The organism is Streptomyces sp. NPDC051041 (genome assembly GCF_044456065.1).
Classification (GTDB): Bacteria; Actinomycetota; Actinomycetes; order Streptomycetales; family Streptomycetaceae; genus Streptomyces; species Streptomyces glaucus.
Genome location: NZ_JBITFM010000001.1, coordinates 561,276 through 580,020 on the forward strand (window position 1 = coordinate 561,276; position 18,745 = coordinate 580,020).

An 18,745-nucleotide genomic window follows, 5' to 3' on the forward strand; every position below is an offset into this window, starting at 1 on the left:
CGGGCAACCCGGGGGGCGATCTCCGCGTCTCCCTGGGCCGGAGGCGTTCCGCGGGGAACACGCACGTACGCCGTAAAGTGACACGACCGGCCCGCCGGGCGCCGCGCGGGAACGAAGGGGGAGGGCGATCGGATGCCGCGCACCGAGACACCGGGCACCGAGGCGGTCCCCGAGCCCCGGCTGCGCTGGTGGACCGAGCTGCCGCTGATCCTGCTGGTGTACGCGTGCTATTCGGCCGGCCGGCTCCTCGCCCGCGGCGACGTCTCCCACGCCGTCGACCACGGACTGGCGATCCTGCGCATCGAGAAGGCGCTGCACCTCAACGCGGAGCATCCGCTCAACCGGCTGTTCACCCGCGAGCCCTGGCTCGGCGTGCCGGCCGACTTCTGGTACGCGTCGCTGCACTACCTGGTCACCCCGGTGCTCCTCGTCTGGCTGTTCCGGTCGCGGGCCGTGCGCTATCGCGCCGCCCGCACCTGGCTGATGACGTCCACCTTCATCGGGCTGATCGGGTTCACGCTGCTGCCGACCTGCCCGCCCCGCCTGCTCGACGCGGGCCACGGGTTCGTGGACACGATGGCGCACTACAGCGCGTACGGCTGGTGGGGCGGCGAGGCGAGCGCGCCGCGGGGCCTGGGCGGCATGACGAACCAGTACGCGGCCATGCCGAGCCTGCACGTGGGCTGGGCGCTGTGGTGCGGCGTCGTCCTGTGGCGGTACGGCGGCACGCGGACGGCGCGGGCGGCCGGCGTCGGCTATCCGCTGGTGACGACGGTCGTGGTGATGGGCACCGCGAACCACTACTTCCTGGACGCGGTCGCGGGCGCGGCCGTGATGGGCGCGGGGCTGCTGCTGGCACCGCTGGTGACGCGCGGCGTGGACCGGGTGCGGGGCCGGATCGTGCCGCGCGTAGCAGGCGTCACGCCCGGCTCCCCCACCGCGAGTTCACCGATTGTCAGTGCCGGATGCCAGACTTCGGCGGGTGAGCGAATTCCACGGCAGCGCGAGTCACGGTTCGGACCGGGAGCCGAGCCGGACGCCTCCTCCGCGGACGCGGGAGACGGCGCTCCGGCACCGGCTCGCTGAGCTGCGCGGTCCCGGCGTGCCGGCCAAGGCGCTGGACGCGCGCGCCCTGGCGGCCCTCGCCGCCAACCCGGGATGCCGGCGGCGCGCGGTCCTCGACGGCGCCGGGGTGGACAAGACGGCGCTGGCGGGCGCGCTGGGCTCGCCAGCGGTCTTCGGCCGGTCGCAGTTCGCGTTCATGCGGGGCCACGCCTTCGAGTCCCGGGTCAAGGCGGACGGCGGCGCGGTCCTGCTGCGGCTGGTGCACGAGAAGCTGGACCCGGGTGCCGAACCGCCGTACTCCGACGCGCGCGTGCCCGACCTCTCCGCCCCCGGCCCCGAGGGCCGCACGACCCGTACGGCGCTGGCGCTGCGGGAGGCGACCGGCGCCGGCGGCTGGACGCTGCTGGACCATCCGATGCTCGCGCTCGACGTGGCGGGCGCCCCCGTCTTCCTGGAGCCGGACGCGGTGGTGGTGCACCCGGACGGCAGTTGGACGGTCGTCGAGATCAAGTCGTTCCCGATGCTGGACGGTTCGGCCGATCCGGCGAAGGTGGGCGCGGCGGCGCGGCAGGCCGCGGTGTACGTGCTGGCGCTGGAGGAGGCGGCCGCCCGGCTCGGGGCGCGGCCGGAGGAGACGCCCCCGGCGTCCCGGGACCGCGACGCCGGGGGCGGCGCGCCGGTCCCGCGCGTGCGGCACCGGATCCTGCTCGTGTGCCCGAAGGACTTCTCCAACCTGCCCACCGCGTCCGCCGTCGACGTGCGCAGGCAGCGCGCGGTGACCAGCCGTCAGCTGGCCCGCCTCACCCGCGTCGCGGACATCGTCGACGCCCTTCCCGAAGGCACCTGCTTCTCGCCGGAGCTGCCCGCCGAGGAGCTGACGGCCGCCGTCGAGTCGGTGCCCGCGGTGTACGCGCCGGAGTGCCTGTCCGCCTGCGAGCTGGCCTTCCACTGCCGTGCCCGCGCCCGCGCGGCCGGCGCGGTGACCGCCCTCGGCCGCCCGGTGCGCGCCGAACTCGGCGGCCTGGCCACCGTCGACGACGTCCTGGCCGCGGTGCGCGGGGAGGCCGGCGACCCGCGGGACCCGGCGGTGGCGGCCCTGCGGCGCGCGGCGGCCCTGCGGGCGGAGGCGCTGGAGGCGGCGTGTCGCTGATCGCCACCCTCGCCCGGCTGGAGGCCGTGCGCACCGGCCGGGCCCAGCCCGCCGCCACCGTCCGGCACCGGCATCTGTCCGACCGGCCGCTGGTGTTCGTCCCGCTCGTCACCGCCGGGGAGGCCGGCGCCCCGCTCGGCGCGCTGGTCGGCACGGACCGCGACGCCCCGCGTCTGCTGGTCGTGCCGCAGCCGGGCGACCGCGAGCTCAGGTTCGCGTTCCTCGCCGAACTCGCCGACGTCGTCCTGCCCCACATCGACGCCTGCACGGACGTCGTCGAGGCCGCCGAGCGCACCGAGACCGACCCGGAGACCGGCAAGCGGGTCAAGGTCGAGGTCGACCTGTGCGCGGACGCGCCCCAGTTGCTCGTGCCGAGCCGCGCGGGCATCGAGTTCGTCCGGCTGCTCGGGCGCTCCATGCGCTTCCGGCGCACCGCCGAGCAGGACCCCGAGGCGCCGTATCCGGCACCGCCCCGGGTGCCGTTGCTGGGGCGGTGGCTGACGCACTACGGGGAGCGGTCCCGGGTGCCCGGCTCCTCGCTGCTGCTGGCCATGACGGACCTGCTGTCCCGGCACTGGGCGACCGGGCAGTCCTCCCTGGAGGACCAGCACCTGGGGGCGCTGCTCGCCTGGATCGACCCGCCGGAGGGGCTCACCGGCGCCGAGGCCGCGCTGCGCGCCGAACTCGACCGGGACGCGGACGGCCAGCTGCGGTGCCCGCCCGCGGGCCCCGCCACCGACCCGGCGTTCGACAACAGGCTGCTCGCCCCGGCCATCGCGCGCTACGACCGCGCCCGCCACGCGCTCGCCGCCGCCGCGGACGGCCTGGAGGCCGACGCCCGGCTCGCCGCCGTCACCGCCGCCGAGCGGGAGATCCGCGCCCTCGTCGAGAGCCGCACCCGGCCCACCTGGGACGCGGTGTGGCGCGGGCTCGACCTGCTGCGGGAGCTGCCCGAGGGGGCGCGCGTGGCGGAGCGCTGGACCCGCGACCGCTGGTCGTTCACCGGCCACCGTGACCGCGTCCTGGCCGGCGAGCCCCCGCAGCCGCGCCGCGACGACGCGGTCACCGCCGCGAACAAGCTGGCCGCCCGGGAGCGGGAGCAGGCCCGGCTGGAGGCCCAGGAGGCGCTGGACGACCCGCTGGTGATGGCCGGCCGGCGCCTGGCGGGCGAGGCGTTCGCGGGCGAGGTCACGGACGTCGTGATGGCGTACAGCGAGGGCAGGCGGCCGAGCCCCCGCCCGCTGGTCACGGTCCGCACCGACGACCGGCCGCACCTGGACGAGCGGGCCAGGGTCCACCGCTCGCTGAACGGCAGGCCCCAGGCCGCCGAGTTCGTGGGGTGCGAGGACGACGGCGCCCTGATCGTGCTGCGGATCGTCGACCGGATGGGCCGCGGCAAGGAGCCCGAGCCCGGATCCGTGCCCGAGAAGGGCGACCGGGTCTGCTTCACCCTGTTCGAGCACGAGCAGCGGGGCGGGCCGAAGCTGCCCGACCCGGAGCGGACACCGTGGACGCACGGCGGGCCGCCCGGCGAGGCGCCGCCCGAGCCCTCCGACCCCGTGACCGAGGAGGACGTGCTGTGACCACCGAGGCCGCCTTCGACCCCGGCGCCGAGGCCGCCCGCGCCACCGACGCGATCCTGCACGACACCCTGCACGGCCCGCGCGGTGTCGTCGTCGACTCCCCGCCCGGCGCCGGCAAGTCCACCCTGGTGGTCCGGGCGGCCCTGGAGCTCGCCGGGGCCGGCCGCCCGCTGATGGTCGTGGCGCAGACCAACGCCCAGGTCGACGACCTGGTCCTGCGCCTCGCCGAGAAGAACCCCGAGCTGCCGGTCGGCCGTCTGCACAGCAGCGACGCCGACCCGTACGACAAGGCGCTCGACGACCTGCCGAACGTACGGACCTCGGCGAAGGCGGCCGACCTCGCCGGGGTGCCGGTCGTGCTGTCGACCGCCGCCAAGTGGGCGCACGTGAAGGTCGACGAGCCGTGGCGGCACGCGATCGTCGACGAGGCCTACCAGATGCGCTCCGACTCCCTGCTCGCGGTGGCCGGGCTGTTCGAGCGGGCCCTGTTCGTGGGCGACCCGGGCCAGCTCGACCCGTTCTCGATCGTGGGCGGCGAGCAGTGGGCGGGCCTGTCGTACGACCCGTCCGCGTCGGCCGTCACCACCCTCCTCGCGCACAACCCGGACCTGCCGCAGCACCGCCTGCCGGTGTCGTGGCGCCTGCCGGCGTCCGCGGCGCCCCTGGTCTCCGGCGCCTTCTACCCGTACACGCCGTTCCGCAGCGGCACCGGCCCCGGGGACCGGCGCCTGGCCTTCGCCGTCCCGTCGGACGGCTCCGGCCCGGACCGGGTGATCGACGAGGCCGCCGCGTCCGGCTGGGGCCTGCTGGAGCTGCCCGCCCGGCACACCCCGCGCACGGACCCGGAGGCGGTGGGGGCGGTCGCCGCGGTCGTGCGGCGGCTCCTGGACCGGGGCGGTGCGGCCGTTTCGGAGCGCTCGCCGGACCCGGTGCCGCTGACCGCCGGCCGGATCGCCGTCGGCACGGCCCACCGGGACCAGGCGGCGGCGGTCCGCGCCGCGCTGGCCGCCCTCGGGGTCGCCGGTGTGGTCGTGGACACGGCGAACCGGTTGCAGGGGCGCGAGTACGACGTGACGGTCGTGCTGCATCCGCTCTCCGGCCGCCCCGACGCCACCGCGTTCCACCTGGAGACCGGCCGCCTGTGCGTGCTGGCCTCCCGGCACCGGCACGCGTGCATCGTGGTGTGCCGGGCGGGCGTGGGCGAGCTGCTGGACGACTACCCGTCGACGGAGCCGGTGCAGCTGGGCACGCTCGTGAAGTTCCCCGACGGCTGGGAGGCGAACCACGCGGTCCTGGCCCACCTGGCGGAACACCGGGTGTCGTGGCGCCCGTGACCGGCCCGGCACCGGGCGCCCCGCACGGCCCGCGGGGTTCCCGCGCCGGGCGCCCGCGGGCGCGCCGGAAGTCCGCCGCCGTGCCGCTCCCGCGGGGCGGCGCGGACCGTCCGGGGCCACTTGCGCGGGCGCGGGACAATGGACGGTGGCCCGCTTCTCCCCGGGGGTGCCCCCCGCGTGCGGGGGGAGGGTCATTCGCGACGTACGGAGGAGGAGAAGACATGGCGGAGCCCACGCCGCGTCGGAACGAACCGCGGCTACGCCCCGCGCCCCTGCTCTTCGAGCCTGCGGCGGCGGCCGCCGACCCGGAGCACTTCTTCGACCTGGAGTCCATCGACGACCCCCGGGCGCTGCTGGACCGGGCGACGGAGCTGACGCAGGCGTTCCGTGCGGCGGCGGACCGCGCCCTGGAGTTCCAGGCGATGGCGGCGGCGCAGCTCGCCGACCCGCGGCGGTTCGACCGGCTGACGCCCGCGGACATCGCCGAGCGGGCCGAGTGGACCGAGGACTACGCGAAGAAGATGGTCGAGTTCGGCCGGGACCTGATGCGGGGCGGCGACGGGCGGGGGGACGTCGACCCGGTCTGAACCCGCCCCGGGCGCTCACCCGTGGCATATGCGGACCGCGCAGATTACTCCTTCTGGCCGTTTCCTGCCCCGAATTCCGGCAACCGTGTGGAACTGACCGCTCACTGCCGGTAGACGTGGACTCCATGAGCTGCTCACGGAATGTCTCGGACGTCACCTCGGACGGTGCCGCCTGGCTGGCCTCGGCAGGAACGTATCCGCGTAGCACCCTCGCGTTCTGGGAGGAGCGGCCGGGCGCCCCGGTGGTGCTGCCCTGCGGTTCCGCCTTCGACGTGGTGAACGCCCCGGCGATCTTCGGGCGCCGGATGCTGGACCGGCTGTGGGACGAGGGCCCCGGTTCGGGGCCGGTGGCGGAGTTCCGGGGCCGGATGCTGCTGTTCGCCGCACCGGGCACGGCGCAGCGGCTGCCCTCGCTGCTGGAGTGGGAGGAGTGGGGCGCGCGCGGCCGGACGGACGGACGGACGAGTGCGGTGCCGCCGCTGCTGTGCCACGGCACCGGCGACGCGGTCACCGTCCCGGCGCCGACCGGCGGCTCCGACGCCCGGTCCGGTTCCCGCTGGCTGGTCGCCCCGGACACCCGTCAGCCCTGGCTGCCGGGCCCCGAGGTGCTGATGTGGGCGGCCGTGCGGGCGGCCCGCTCAGCTGTGCGGATATCGATTTCTCCTCCCGCCGACCAGGGTGCTAAGGTCTACGACGTCAGCAGGCGCCGCTAGCTCAGTTGGTTAGAGCAGCTGACTCTTAATCAGCGGGTCCGGGGTTCGAGTCCCTGGCGGCGCACCATGACGATGGCGAGACGGTTCGCGTACAGCGCGAGCCGTCTCGCCATTTCCGTCTCCGTGCGGCTTCGCCGTGCGTTGCGCGGGCTCCGCGCCCACGCCCCCCGCCCGCTGCGGCGGCCGCCCGCATCCCGGCCCGTGTCCGCGAAGGCGGGAACCGGCCCTGCCGCCGCCGGGCCCGCGCCGCTCCGCCGCGCACCGTGGAGGATCCGCCGCCCACGGCTCCTCCCGCCGGTCCCGGTGACCACGACTCCCCCGCCGGCCGCACCTCCTCCCACCGGCTCCGGTGACCGCCGGCCCCGGTCTCACCCCGTACCGATCTTCACGGTCCACGCCCCCGACGCCGTCCGTCCCTCCACCTCCACCCGGACGTCCTCCCCCGGCACGGTGAAGCTCTCGCCGAGGGCGACCGGGGCGTCGGCGAGCGGGGGGTAGACCGACTCCTCCCAGCAGGCCCCCGTGCGCGGGTGGGCGTCGATCACCTCGATCGGCCCGCTCCCGGACTCGGCCCGGCTGCGCACCCGGTACACCAGCACCCCGGCCCGGCAGGCGGACGCGTCGTCGCCGACCGGCCCGCGCGCCTCGAAGGCGAGGACGCTGTCGGCCCCCGTGCGCACGACCGCGAGCTTCGTGCCCCGTCCGAGGCCGAAGGCGGGCGTCCCGGCGGCGCCCGTCACCGGCACCCCCGGTCCCGCCCCCAGCGGCTCCAGCGTCAGCCGCGTCGGCCCGGCGCCCCGGACGCACGCCACCTGCCGCGGTTCCAGCCAGCCCAGCTTCCACTTGTGCCAGGCGAACAGGTCCGGCGCCAGCCCGAACTGGCTGCCCATCAGGTCCCAGTCGCCGACGTGGGTGTCCCAGTCGCCCTTGCCGTCGACGGGCCGCCGGTACAGGTCCGGCAGGTCGAAGACGTGCCCGGTCTCGTGGGCCAGGACCAGCCGGTCCGGCGGGTGGTTCTCGAAGACGGTGACCACGCGCCGGATGTCCGTGCCGTCGGCCCGCAGCGGTGCGTCCAGGTTGACCACCTTCGTCGCGTCCGAGTCCACGCCGGGCGCGTCCGGATCGGCGACGAAGTAGACGACGTCGTAGCGCGAGAAGTCCACGTGCGCGTCGGCCGCGGCGAGCGCGTCGCGCAGGTACGCGGCCCGGTGGGCGAGGCTCCAGTCACGCTCTATGGCGTAGGCGGTGGACGGCCGCGGCATGGGCAGCCAGTACGGCAGCGGATGCGGGCGGAGCGTGAACCTGCCGTAGGAGGCCCGCTGGAAGAACCGGGTGGTGGCCGGGAAGTGGTCGGCGGCCAGGTCCCGGGGGGCCGTCAGGGGGTGCGAGTCCGGGAAGGACAGGAACACCATCACCGCGTCCAGCCGGCGGGTGGGACGCGGATAGGCGGTGTTCCAGGTGTCGACGCCCTCCGAGTGGTGCGCGTCGGTGCGTTCGAGGGCGCAGGGCTTCGGGGAGAACGACTCGGCGATCGAGGGGGCGGTCACCAGGGAGGTCGCGGCCAGCGCCGACAGGGTGGTGAACATCGCCGTCGTGCTGCGCAGCCGGGTCCGCGTCCCCTCCCGGGTGAGCCCGCCCAGGGCCTCACGAGTCAGTCGCCTCAAGGGGGGCCGACACGGCACGGGGACCTCCGGATGCGGTTGGCGGGACACCGCACCCAGCTTGGGAGTATTTGTAGTATTACGCCCTGTTCGCCTGCACCAGACGGGTGAGCGACCCGAAGAATTCGCAGCAGTCGCCGCCCCGAATCACTCACGGAACGTCACAACTGGTCGGTGGCCTGAAGAACCCGTCCAGGCGCGAGCAGAAACGATCTGTCGCAACGGCCGGTTGTTCCGGGACACTGGACAGCGGGTGGAAGGCCCGTGGGCCAGGCCCTATGATCGGCACACTTTCCTGCACGGACAGAGATCGAGTGCACTGCGGGAGCGAGCGGTGAGCGGAACGTCCGAAGGGCCGACGCCCGCGGCAGACCTCGACCGGTCCGCCGTCACAGACAGTGATGCCGGTACGTCTCCCCGTACCGGTCCCCCGGTGGCGGGCACCGCGTCCGCGGCGCCGCCGGACGCCTCCGCGGCGCCGCCCGGCGAACCGCCGGCGGCCCCCGGGGAGCCCCGGCCCCGCCCGCCGGCTCCCGGCGGCCCCTCCTCGGACCGGTCACCGGTTTCCGGCGGCCCCTCGGACCGGCCCTCCGCCCCCGGCGAGCCCTCGACCTACCGTTCGGTCTTCTCGGCCGCCCCGCTCGCCATGGCCGTCGTCGACCGGGAGGGCCTTGTCGTCAGCGCCAACGGCACCCTCGGCGCCCTGCTCGGCACCGACCCGGACGCGCTGGCCGGGTGCCTCGTCGCCGACCTGCTGGACCTGGCCTCCGACACCCGCACCTGGTATGCCTACCGCGAGGTGCTGAGCGGCCGTCAGGACCGGCTGCACTGCACCCGGCGCCTGAAGCGGTCCGACGGCCAGCGCCTGTGGGTCCAGGTCACGGTCGCGCCCCTGCCCGGCGGTGAGCCGGGCGTTCTGCTGTCCGTCGCCGACATCAGCGCCCGCCGCGAACTCCAGGCCCGGCTGCGCCACTTGCAGATGCACGACCCGGTGACCCTGCTGCCCAACCGCACCCTGTTCTTCGAGCGCCTCACGGCCGCGCTGGACCCGGAGGCGTACGACCACGTCGGCACCGGCCGGATCGGGCTGTGCTACCTGGACCTGGACGGCTTCAAGGCCGTCAACGACACCCTCGGCCACCGTGTCGGCGACCGGCTGCTGGCCGCCGTGGCCGAACGCCTCACGCGCTGCGCCGACGAGGCCGGTCACACCCGGACGGGCACCCCGCTGGTGGCCCGGCTCGGCGGCGACGAGTTCGCCCTCCTCGTCGAGGACTCCACGGGCACCGAACAGCTCGCCGATCTCGCCGAGTCGGTGCTGGCGGCCCTCCAGGAGCCGTTCGACCTGGCCGGTCAGCGGCTGTCGGTCTCCGCCTCGATCGGCGTCGTGGAACGCCACGCGGCCGGAACCACCCCGACCCAGCTGATGCAGGCCGCCGACACGACCCTGTACTGGGCCAAGGCCGACGGCAGGGCCCGCTGGACGCTGTTCGACCCGGAGCGCAACGCCCACCGCATGACCCGGCAGGCCCTCGCCTCCACGCTCCGCCCGGCCGTCGAGCGCGGCGAGTTCGCCCTGGAGTACCAGCCGCTGGTGGGCATGGAGGACGGACGGGTGCGGGGCGTCGAGGCGCTGGTGCGCTGGAACCATCCGCAGTTCGGCATGCTGACGCCGAATCGGTTCATCGCACTGGCGGAGGAGGACGGCACGATCGTCCCCCTGGGCCGCTGGGTGCTGCGCACCGCCTGCCGGCAGGCGCGGCGCTGGCAGCTCGACCACCCCGGCGAGCCGCCGCTCTTCGTCAGCGTCAACGTGGCGGTCCGCCAGGTCTGGGACTCGGACCTGGTGGCGGACGTGGCCGAGACCCTGGCGGAGACCGGCCTCGCGCCGCACCTGCTGCAGCTGGAACTCACCGAGTCGGCCGTGATGGGCTCGGCGGGCCGCCCGCTGCAGGCGCTGAAGGCCCTCAGCGACATGGGCGTGCGCATCGCCATCGACGACTTCGGCACGGGGTACTCGAACCTCGCGTACCTCTCCCGCCTGCCGGTGTCCGTCCTGAAGCTGGACGGCTCCTTCGTCCGGGGCTTCCAGTACGACGACCGGGACGCCGCCCGGCCCAGCCCGGCCGACGAGGTCATCGTCGAGGCGATGATCCAGCTCGCCCACCGGCTCGGGCTGACCGTGACCGCCGAGTGCGTCGAGACGTCGGCGCAGGCCACCCGGCTGCGCCGGATCGGCTGCGACACCGGGCAGGGGTGGCTGTACTCCCGCCCGGTGCCGCCGGACCGCATCTCCGCGCTACTGGCGGCGCCGGGGGCTCAGGCGGACGCGCCGAAGCCGTAGGCGTCGGCGATGAGCTCGTAGGAGCGCAGGCGGACCTCGCCGCCGTGGGCGTTGGCGGTGATCATCAGCTCGTCGGCGCCGGTGCGCTTGTGGAGGTCGTCGAGGCCGGCGCGGACCTCGTCGGGGGTGCCGTGGACGACGTTGGCGTTCCAGGAGTCGACGAAGTCGCGCTCCAGCTCGTTGAACTGGTACGCCTCCGCCTCCTCCGGGGTGGGCACCAGGCCGGGGCGGCCGGTGCGCAGCCGGATCATGTTCAGCGCGGCGGCCCGGACCTGGCGGCGGGCCTCCCGCTCGTCGTCGGTGGCGAGGGCGGCGACGCCGATCAGGGCGTACGGCTCGTCCAGGACGGCGGACGGCTTGAACGACTCCCGGTACAGGTCCAGGGCCGGGATGGTGTTCTGCGCCGAGAAGTGGTGGGCGAACGCGAAGGGCAGACCGAGCAGGCCGGCCAGGCGCGCGCTGAAGCCGGAGGAGCCCAGCAGCCAGATCGGCGGGCGGTGCGGGGACTGGACGCCGCCCGGGGAGGTGGCCTGGACCGGGCCGGGGACGGCGTGGATCCGGCGGTAGGGGTGGCCGTCGGGGAAGTCGTCGTCCAGGAAGCGGGTCAGCTCGGCGAGCTGCTGGGGGAAGTCGTCGGCGCCCTCGTTCAGCCGGTCGGTGCGGCGCAGGGCGGCGGCGGTGGCCCCGTCCGTGCCGGGGGCGCGGCCGAGGCCGAGGTCGATCCGGCCCGGGGCCATCGCCTCCAGCGTCCCGAACTGCTCGGCGATCACCAGCGGGGCGTGGTTGGGCAGCATCACGCCGCCTGAGCCGAGCCGGATGCGGTCGGTGTGGGCGGCGAGGTGGGCCAGGATCACGGCGGGCGAGGAGGAGGCGACGCCGGGCATGGAGTGGTGCTCGGCGACCCAGTACCGGTGGAATCCCCGGGCCTCCGCGAGGCGGGCGAGGGCGACGCTGGTGCGCAGGGCGTCGCCGGCGGTGTACCCGGCGCCGACGGTGACCAGGTCCAGCACGGAGAGGGGGACGGGGGCGGTGCCGCGTGCTTCGCCCCGGATCTCGTCCGGGGTCTGCGCCGCTTCGCCTCGTGTCTGGTCTGCCGCCACGATGGGGTGCCTCCTGCTGTGTGCCGTGCGCTGGGGTGCGGGGTCGCGCGGGTCCCGCGGGTCGTACGGGGGCGCTCGGGCGACAACAGGGGACTGTCTCCGGTTATTCCCCCCGGGGGGCGAGGGCCGGTGACGCCGGGGGCCTTCAGGCCGCCCGTCCCCAGTCGCCCGGCACCTCCTCGACCTCGTCGGCCGGTGAACTCCGGGCCGTCTTCTCCCGGGCGCGCAGAACGACCCAGGCGAGGACGGACGCCCCGGTGAGCCACCAGGGCAGCGGCCACGCGGTGCGCCACCAGCGAGCCGGCGGCTCGAAGACGGCGTCCACGGCGGCGGTGACCATGCCCGCCGCCAGGCTCCAGCACAGGAGACGCTCGGCGAACCGGGCGGCGCGGGAGCGGACCATGGGCAGGGCTCTGCCCGATTCGGTCATCAGGAGACCGTCCTTCAGGGGGAAGCGACTGACTGCGGCCGCGGCCAGTGTGCATTCCGCGAAGGGCCCCGCCCAGGAGGGCTCGAGGCGGGACACGCCGCTTGAGACAACTTTCAAGTACCCGCATTTCCACCCGAAGCGCCCTGCCCGCCGAGCAGGAGAGATCGGGTGCGGCGCAACGTCGGCATGAAATTGGCCAGAATCAGCCGGTCAAGCACCCCAATTGACACCTGAAGTGCGACAGGAAGGCGTTTTGAGCCAACCTGGAACCCCGGAGAGGGAGCGGAATTGACCACTCCTCTCCCTCCGGCGCGTCATCCGTCCCCTTTCAGGGGCGTTTGCCCCGGCCAAGGGGTAGGGCCGATTCCGGCCCGTATGAACAAGATGATCGCGGGCATGCCGCGTTGTTTCGTGTGCTCCCCGTGACAGGTCGTGTGGTCCTGGCCGCCCCCGGGCCGGCCCCCCTCACGCTCACGCCTGCACCAGCGGCTCCCTCGTGAACAGCGCTCCCAGCTCCGGCGCGTTCACCCGCCGGTCCGCGAGCCGCAGCGCCTCCCAGACGGTGACCTGGTTGGCGGTGAGGACCGGCTTGCCCAGTTCCTTCTCCAGAGCCGTGATGTGGGCGGCCGTGCGCAGGGCCGTGCCGGGGAGCAGGAGCGCCTCCGCCTCCGGGCGGTCGGCCGCGCGGGCCAGTGCGAACACCTCCGCCTCGCCCCACGTGCCGGCCGCCGCCGCCGTGCGGGTCCCCGCGCCGTGGACGCCGGTCACCTCGACGCCCGCGTCGCGCAGGAAGTCCGCGAACAGCGCCGCCACGTCGTCCGGATAGGCCGCCCCGACGGCGACCCGCCGCACCCCCAGTTCCCGTACCGCGTGCACGAAGGCGAAGGAGGTCGACGAGGCCGGCAGGCCGGCCGCCTGCGCCAGGGCGCGGACCTGTTCCCGGGCGCCCTCCCAGCCGGGCGCGAAGCTGCCGCTGGTGCACGCCCACACCACCGCCTCGGCGCCCGCGTGCCGCAGTTCCTGGACACCGGCCGCCAGCCGCTCGGGCGTGCCCAGCTCGCGCAGCGCGTCCACCCGGTGCGCGTCCTCGCTCGGCTCGGTGTGCACCAGGTCCACCCGGATGTCGCTGCCCAGCAGCTGCTCGATGCGCGGGTAGTCGTCGGCGGCGGAGTGGCCCGGGTAGAGGAATCCCAGCGCTGTCATGTCCAGCCTTCCTGCTTCTCTTCCTGGTCTTCGTTCCGGCAGCATCTGCTGCCCTTCGTCCGGCGGTACGGGACCGGACCGGGCCGGCGGATCGCCCGGCGCCCGGCGCGGTCCCACCGCCCGGGTACCCCGTCGGCGCGGCGCCGCCCACCCGGCCACCTGGTTGGCCGAGATGATCCGGACCGCGCGCCTCGCTCGCCTCCGGCCGGGGACACGCCGCACCTGTCCGGCGGGGTGACACCCGTCTCGGTCAGTGCGCCTCCCGGCCTTCCGCGGTCCGCGCCCTCCTCCGGGCCGTGCCGGACGGCCGGGGATCGCGGGGAGGGGATGATCCGCGGGTCGCCCGGACCGGGACCGGTGTAGCAGACACCGACAAAAGGGCGTAAACCTCATTAGGTGCGTACTTCATGTGGCAGGCGCCCCGGTGAGCGGAAGGACCTCCCGACGGCGGCGCGGACGGACCGGGCCCGGCCGCCGGGAGCCGGACCGTCGGGAGCGGGACGGCGCGGTGGACCGTGCGGGCGGCAGGGAGACCCGGACGAAGCGGTCAGCCGTGCGCCCCGGGCGGCGGGCACGGCCTCCCGGAGCCGGGAGCACCCCGGGTCCGTGCGGGGCCGGGGAAGATCCGCATGACTCGCATCCGACCGGGCAGCCGCGCGCCCGCTCCCCCACGGGGGACCCCGCCACCGGCACGATCCGGCCGGCCGGCCGGTCCCACGCGCCGGTCGCTGCTCGCCGGGGTCGCGGGGGTCGCGGCGCTCGGTGCGCTGGGGACCGCCGGCTGTTCCCGGGTGCCCACCGCCTCGGGCGCGGAGGGCGGCGACCTGCTGGACCGGCTCCGGGCGCAGGGCGTCGTACGGCTGGGAATCGCCGGTGAGATCCCGTTCGGGTACATCGACCGGAACGGCGAGCTGACCGGCGAGGCGCCGGAACTCGCCAAGGTCGTCTTCAAGCGGCTCGGGGTGGACCGGGTGCAGCCCGTGCCGACCGAGTTCGGCTCCCTCGTCCCGGGGCTGAACTCGCAGCAGTTCGACGTCGTCGCCGCCGGGATGTACATCACCCCCGAGCGCTGCGAGCAGGTCCTCTTCTCCGACCCCGACTACCAGATGCTCGACTCCTTCATCGTCCGCAAGGGCAACCCGCTGGGGCTGCGCGACTACCGGGACGTCGTCGCGAAGAAGGCCAGGTTCGCGACCGGCACCGGGTACGCCGAGATCCGGTACGCCGTCGAGGCGGGGTACCGGGAGAGCGACATCCTCATCGTCCCCGACCAGGTCGCCGGGCTGAACGCCGTGGAGGCCGGCCGGGTAGACGTCTTCGCCGGCACGGCGCTCACCACGCGCGAGGTGGTGAGGAAGTCCGCCACGGCGGAGGCGACCGAGCCGTTCGCCCCGCTCGTCGACGGCGAACCGCACGTCGACGGGGGCGCCTTCGCGTTCCGGCCGACCGAGACGAGGCTGCGGGACGCCTTCAACGCCGAGCTGCACGCGCTCAAGAGGAGCGGCGAGCTGTTCCGGATCCTGCGGCCCTTCGGGTTCACCGAGGCCGAGATGACGGATCTGACCGCGAAGGAGCTGTGCGGCGGATGACCCCGGGACTGTGGGAGCTGGTGCTCGGGGGCGTCTGGGTGACGCTTCAGCTGCTGTTCCTCAGCGCGCTGCTGGCCGCCGCGGTGTCCTTCGCCGCCGGGATCGCGCGCACCCACCGGCGGTGGACCGTCCGCTTCCTCGCGGGCCTGTACACCGAGGTGTTCCGCGGCACCTCGGCGCTGGTGATGATCTTCTGGGTGTTCTTCGTGCTGCCGGTCGCCTTCGGCTGGCAGCTGGTGCCGATGTGGGCGGGCACCCTGGCGCTCGGGCTGACCTACGGGGCGTACGGCGCGGAGATCGTGCGCGGCGCGCTCGCCGCCGTCGACCCCGCGCAGCAGGAGGGCGGGATCGCGCTCGGCTTCACGCCCTGGCAGCGGATGCGGCTGATCCTGCTGCCGCAGGCGGTGCCGGAGATGATCCCGCCGTTCGCCAACCTGCTGGTCGAGCTGCTCAAGGGCACCGCGCTGGTGTCCGTCATGGGCATGGGCGACCTGGCGTTCAGCGGCAACCTGGTCCGTCTGGCGCTGCAGGAGAGCGCGGAGATCTACGCGTACGTCCTGCTGATCTACTTCGTGATCGCCTTTCTGCTCACCCGCGGGATGCGCGGGCTGGAGAAGCGGCTGAAGGCGCAAGTGGGCGGGGCGCCGCGGAAGCCGGTGGCCGCCGTGCCCGTGCCCGAGGGGGGTGGTCCGCGGTGACGTGGGACTGGAGCGCGGTCTCCGCGTTCCTGCCGTACTTCCGGGACGGCCTGCTGGTCACCCTGCAGGCGCTGGTCCTCGGTTCGCTGATCTCGTTCGTGCTGGGGCTGGTGTGGGCGCTGCTGGCTCGGGCACGGGCCCGGTGGGTGCGCTGGCCGGTCGGGGTCCTCACCGAGTTCGTGCGGGACACCCCGCTGCTGGTGCAGCTGTTCTTCCTCTTCTACGTGCTGCCCGAGTGGGGTCTGACCTTCTCGGCGCTGGTCACCGGCGTGGCCGGCATCGGGCTGCACTACTCGACCTACACCATGCAGGTCTACCGCGCCGGCATCGAGGCGGTGCCGGCCGGCCAGTGGGAGGCGGCGACGGCGCTGAGCCTGCCGCGGCGGCGGACGTGGACCGCGGTGATCCTGCCGCAGGCGGTCCGCCGGGTGGCGCCGGCCCTCGGCAACTACGTCATCGCCATGCTCAAGGACACGCCGCTGCTGATGGCGATCACCGTGCTGGAGATGCTCGGCCGGGCCCGCCTGTTCTCCCAGCAGAACTTCCGGTTCACCGAGCCGCTCACGGTGATCGGCGTGGCCTTCGTGGTCATCTCCTACCTGGCCTCCCTTCTCCTGCGAGCCCTGGAGCGACGCCTTGCCCACTGACACCCGCCCCAGCCCCGGGACCGCCCCCGGCCGGCCCGCCGAACTGGTGCGCCTGGAGCAGGTCACCAAGCGGTTCGGCGACCGCACGGTCCTCGACCGGCTCGACTTCTCCGTGGACGCGGGCCGGCACGTCACCCTGATCGGGCCGTCCGGGTCGGGCAAGACCACGATCCTGCGGCTGCTGATGACGCTGACCGAGCCCGACGAGGGCCGGATCACCGTCGACGGGGAGCTGCTGTTCCCCGCGCCCGAGAAGCGGGTCCGCGAGATCCGCAAGAAGATCGGCATGGTCTTCCAGCAGTTCAACCTGTTCCCGAACATGACCGTGCTGAGGAACATCACCGAGGCGCCGGTCACCGTGCTCGGCCTGTCCAGGGACGCGGCCGAGGAGCGGGCGCGGGAGCTGCTGGAGCTGGTGGGACTGAGCGAGCACCTGGCCAAGCGGCCCGCCCAGCTGTCCGGCGGACAGCAGCAGCGGGTGGCGATCGCCCGGGCGCTGGCGATGCGGCCGCAGGTGCTGCTGCTCGACGAGGTGACCTCCGCGCTGGACCCGGAGCTGGTCGCGGGCGTCCTCGACGTGCTGCGGGACATCGCCCGCTCCACCGACATCACGATGCTCTGCGTGACCCACGAGATGAGCTTCGCCCGGGACATCTCGGACCAGGTCCTGATGTTCGACGCCGGCCGGGTCGTCGAGGCGGGCCCGCCGGAGAAGATCTTCAGCGAACCGGAGCACCACCGGACCCGGGAGTTCCTCAGCGCGGTCCTGTGACCACGGCGGGGGCATGTCCCGGCGCTCCGGACCAGGCCACTGGGACATGCTCCAGGCATATGCCAGAGGGTCGGCGCCCCAGTTGGCGGCCACCGGAATCTCGTCGACAAGCGCCCGTCCCCGACCCCCCGCCCGTTATCGTGAAGGGGTTTCGCCGACCGGACGACGGCCACAGAGCGAGCGCAGGGGGAACCGTGGCGCTGAAGCACGAGCCGACCGCTCCGCACCACTGGGCCCAGGAGGCGCTGCGCGTCCTGGAGACGGTGGCGCGGCACTCCACCGGGACCACCGACACCGAACTGACCCGCCTGACCGGCCTCGCCCCGGAGCGCCTGACCACGCTCCTGCGCATGCTGCGCCGCGAGGGCTACGTCGAGCAGGCCGCCGACGGGACGTACGTCGCCGGGCAGGCCCTCGCCCGGCTGGGCTCCGCGCAGCAGCGGCAGGCGGCCCTGCGCGACAAGCTCCAGCGCGCCCTCGACCGGCTGCGCGACTCCGTCGGCGCCGCCGTCTACCTCAGCCGGTACGTCGACGGCGAGGTCAGCGTCACCCAGTACGCCGACAGCCCGGACACGCCCCGGGTCAACGAGTGGGTCGACTTCCGCTGCTCGGCCCACGCCACCGCGGTCGGCAAGAGCCTGCTCACCCAGCTCGACCACGCGGCCCGCCGCGACCACCTCGCCCGGCACAGGATGGCCCGTCTCACCTCGCACACCATCACCAGCGACAAGGTGCTGCTCTCCCGCCTGGCGGCCCAGCCGCCCACCGCGCCCGTCCTGGACCTGCAGGAGTACGCCGTCGGCACGGTCTGCGCGGCCGTCCCGGTCACGGCCGGCTCCGCCGTGGGCTGCCTCGCGCTGTCGCTGCCGGTGGAGGACGCGCACCGGCTGCGCCGGGCCGCGGACACCCTCAGCCGGAACGCGGCCCCGGTGCTGCTGACCCTGACGATCTAGTGCCCGGACGACCGGGCGCGTGGTCGGGAGCACCCCCTCGGACCAGGTAGTATTTCTCCTGTCGCCGGCCGCGGGAAGCGGACGGCGGGAGTCATGCGCCGCTAGCTCAGTTGGTTAGAGCAGCTGACTCTTAATCAGCGGGTCCGGGGTTCGAGTCCCTGGCGGCGCACCGGTGAAGGGCCTCTCGCGGGAGCGAGAGGCCCTTCGGCGTTTCCGGGTCCTCCGAGACCCCGGCGTCCCGGTCGCCCCGGCCGTTCCCGAGGTCCCCGGCGCCGGGCCCGTCAGAACGTGACGTCGGAGCAGGCGTAGAACGCGTTGCCCGTGTCGGCGACCGTCCACACCGCGAGGATGACGTGGTGCCCGCTCAGCCCGGTCGGCAGGGTGCCGCTGTGGGAGAGGGTGGACGGCGGACGCTGGCCGTTGTACGGCACCGTGAGGAACGGCGTGAGGTTGAGGTCGGACCGGGACAGGTTGTGGTTCTGGTTCCAGCCCTGCTTGGTGACGTAGTACTTGAAGTCGGTCGTGGCGTGCATCGCCGTGAACTGCCAGCGGAACGTGTAGCTCTGGCCGCCGGTCACCTTCGTGGTGGGCCAGGCGCCGCCCGAGGGCGTGCGCGGGCTGTCGAGCTGGGCGAACCGCGTGTTGTTCCCGGAACAGAGCTGCCCGTCGGCCGGTCCGGACGCCGGGAAGCCCTTGGGGCCCTCGACGCTCTGCGGCTCCCACTGGATCGCGCCGCAGTTGGTGACGGTGCCGTTCTGGCAGAGCTTCTGCCGGCTGACGGGCAGGTCGGTGTAGCCGTGGCCGCTGGCGCCACCGGAGGAGAGCACGAGGGCTCCGGTGGTCGCCAGTCCCACCGCGGCGGCGTACAGCTTGGTCCGTGTGCGCATGCTGCCGCTCCTGGAGACGTGGGGGAGGT

At 74.4% G+C, this 18,745-nt stretch carries 17 protein-coding genes and 2 tRNA genes; 14 read left to right on the top strand and 5 right to left on the bottom strand.

From position 1 onward, the window contains the following. Nucleotides 1-132 precede the first annotated feature (132 nt). The 7 genes from ACIBAI_RS02400 (at nt 133) to ACIBAI_RS02430 (ending at nt 6,499) form a co-directional block, all read left to right on the top strand. Nucleotides 133-1,086 (top strand): phosphatase PAP2 family protein, encoded by a 954-nt coding sequence (locus ACIBAI_RS02400; RefSeq protein WP_399030551.1) that lies wholly within the window; start codon nt 133-135, stop codon nt 1,084-1,086. Beyond that, nucleotides 983-2,215 carry a hypothetical protein gene (locus ACIBAI_RS02405; protein ID WP_399030552.1) on the top strand — a complete coding sequence of 411 codons (1,233 nt, stop codon included), beginning with the start codon at nt 983-985 and terminating at the stop codon, nt 2,213-2,215. Before ACIBAI_RS02400 ends, ACIBAI_RS02405 begins: the two co-directional genes overlap by 104 nt. Beyond that, nucleotides 2,206-3,798, top strand: coding sequence for a hypothetical protein (locus ACIBAI_RS02410; RefSeq protein WP_399030553.1), 1,593 nt, complete (start codon nt 2,206-2,208; stop codon nt 3,796-3,798). The genes ACIBAI_RS02405 and ACIBAI_RS02410 overlap by 10 nt, the downstream gene beginning before the upstream one ends. Next, nucleotides 3,795-5,132 carry an AAA domain-containing protein gene (locus tag ACIBAI_RS02415; protein ID WP_399030554.1) on the top strand — a complete coding sequence of 446 codons (1,338 nt, stop codon included), beginning with the start codon at nt 3,795-3,797 and terminating at the stop codon, nt 5,130-5,132. The genes ACIBAI_RS02410 and ACIBAI_RS02415 overlap by 4 nt, the downstream gene beginning before the upstream one ends. 221 nt (nt 5,133-5,353) lie before the next feature. Next, nucleotides 5,354-5,719 carry a hypothetical protein gene (locus ACIBAI_RS02420; RefSeq protein ID WP_344599340.1) on the top strand — a complete coding sequence of 122 codons (366 nt, stop codon included), beginning with the start codon at nt 5,354-5,356 and terminating at the stop codon, nt 5,717-5,719. 125 nt (nt 5,720-5,844) lie between these two features. Further along, on the top strand, nt 5,845-6,432 hold the full coding sequence (locus ACIBAI_RS02425) for a bifunctional DNA primase/polymerase (RefSeq protein WP_399030555.1): 588 nt from the start codon (nt 5,845-5,847) through the stop codon (nt 6,430-6,432). Continuing rightward, a tRNA-Lys gene (locus ACIBAI_RS02430) sits at nt 6,423-6,499 on the top strand. The genes ACIBAI_RS02425 and ACIBAI_RS02430 overlap by 10 nt, the downstream gene beginning before the upstream one ends. Before the next feature lie 301 nt (nt 6,500-6,800). Here the strand turns inward: ACIBAI_RS02430 and ACIBAI_RS02435 are convergent. Continuing rightward, complete coding sequence (locus tag ACIBAI_RS02435; protein ID WP_399030724.1) at nt 6,801-8,018, bottom strand: M6 family metalloprotease domain-containing protein; 1,218 nt, start codon at nt 8,016-8,018, stop codon at nt 6,801-6,803. A gap of 409 nt (nt 8,019-8,427) precedes the next feature. Between ACIBAI_RS02435 and ACIBAI_RS02440 the strand changes: the two genes are divergently transcribed. Then, nucleotides 8,428-10,437: a putative bifunctional diguanylate cyclase/phosphodiesterase gene (locus tag ACIBAI_RS02440; RefSeq protein ID WP_399030556.1), complete on the top strand. Its 2,010-nt coding sequence runs from the start codon at nt 8,428-8,430 to the stop codon at nt 10,435-10,437. On the opposite strand, the gene ACIBAI_RS02445 is transcribed toward ACIBAI_RS02440, so the two are convergent. The 3 genes from ACIBAI_RS02445 to ACIBAI_RS02455 all read right to left on the bottom strand — a co-directional run bounded on the left by ACIBAI_RS02445 (nt 10,413) and on the right by ACIBAI_RS02455 (nt 13,170). Beyond that, complete coding sequence (locus tag ACIBAI_RS02445; RefSeq protein ID WP_399030557.1) at nt 10,413-11,537, bottom strand: LLM class flavin-dependent oxidoreductase; 1,125 nt, start codon at nt 11,535-11,537, stop codon at nt 10,413-10,415. The genes ACIBAI_RS02440 and ACIBAI_RS02445 overlap by 25 nt on opposite strands. A 145-nt stretch (nt 11,538-11,682) precedes the next feature. Beyond that, nucleotides 11,683-11,967: a hypothetical protein gene (locus ACIBAI_RS02450; protein WP_399030558.1), complete on the bottom strand. Its 285-nt coding sequence runs from the start codon at nt 11,965-11,967 to the stop codon at nt 11,683-11,685. A gap of 471 nt (nt 11,968-12,438) precedes the next feature. Next, the gene (locus ACIBAI_RS02455; RefSeq protein WP_399030559.1) at nt 12,439-13,170 is read right to left on the bottom strand and encodes an aspartate/glutamate racemase family protein; all 732 of its coding nucleotides are present in this window, start codon (nt 13,168-13,170) and stop codon (nt 12,439-12,441) included. Between the two features lie 629 nt (nt 13,171-13,799). On the opposite strand from ACIBAI_RS02455, the gene ehuB reads away from it, so the two are divergent. The 6 genes from ehuB to ACIBAI_RS02485 all read left to right on the top strand — a co-directional run bounded on the left by ehuB (nt 13,800) and on the right by ACIBAI_RS02485 (nt 17,998). Continuing rightward, entirely contained in the window at nt 13,800-14,759 is a 960-nt protein-coding gene (gene ehuB / locus ACIBAI_RS02460) for an ectoine/hydroxyectoine ABC transporter substrate-binding protein EhuB (RefSeq protein ID WP_399030560.1), read from the top strand. Then, a complete protein-coding gene (ehuC, locus tag ACIBAI_RS02465; RefSeq protein ID WP_399030562.1) occupies nt 14,756-15,457 on the top strand; it encodes an ectoine/hydroxyectoine ABC transporter permease subunit EhuC in 702 nt (233 codons plus the stop codon). Before ehuB ends, ehuC begins: the two co-directional genes overlap by 4 nt. Continuing rightward, complete coding sequence (gene ehuD / locus ACIBAI_RS02470) at nt 15,454-16,104, top strand: ectoine/hydroxyectoine ABC transporter permease subunit EhuD (RefSeq protein ID WP_399030563.1); 651 nt, start codon at nt 15,454-15,456, stop codon at nt 16,102-16,104. Before ehuC ends, ehuD begins: the two co-directional genes overlap by 4 nt. Next, nucleotides 16,094-16,876 carry an ectoine/hydroxyectoine ABC transporter ATP-binding protein EhuA gene (ehuA, locus tag ACIBAI_RS02475; protein ID WP_399030565.1) on the top strand — a complete coding sequence of 261 codons (783 nt, stop codon included), beginning with the start codon at nt 16,094-16,096 and terminating at the stop codon, nt 16,874-16,876. Before ehuD ends, ehuA begins: the two co-directional genes overlap by 11 nt. Before the next feature lie 194 nt (nt 16,877-17,070). Next, the gene (locus ACIBAI_RS02480; RefSeq protein ID WP_399030566.1) at nt 17,071-17,829 is read left to right on the top strand and encodes an IclR family transcriptional regulator; all 759 of its coding nucleotides are present in this window, start codon (nt 17,071-17,073) and stop codon (nt 17,827-17,829) included. 95 nt (nt 17,830-17,924) lie between these two features. Beyond that, nucleotides 17,925-17,998 (top strand) — tRNA-Lys (locus ACIBAI_RS02485). Between the two features lie 112 nt (nt 17,999-18,110). Here the strand turns inward: ACIBAI_RS02485 and ACIBAI_RS02490 are convergent. Further along, a complete protein-coding gene (locus ACIBAI_RS02490; protein WP_399030567.1) occupies nt 18,111-18,716 on the bottom strand; it encodes a lytic polysaccharide monooxygenase in 606 nt (201 codons plus the stop codon). Between the last annotated feature and the right edge of the window lie 29 nt (nt 18,717-18,745).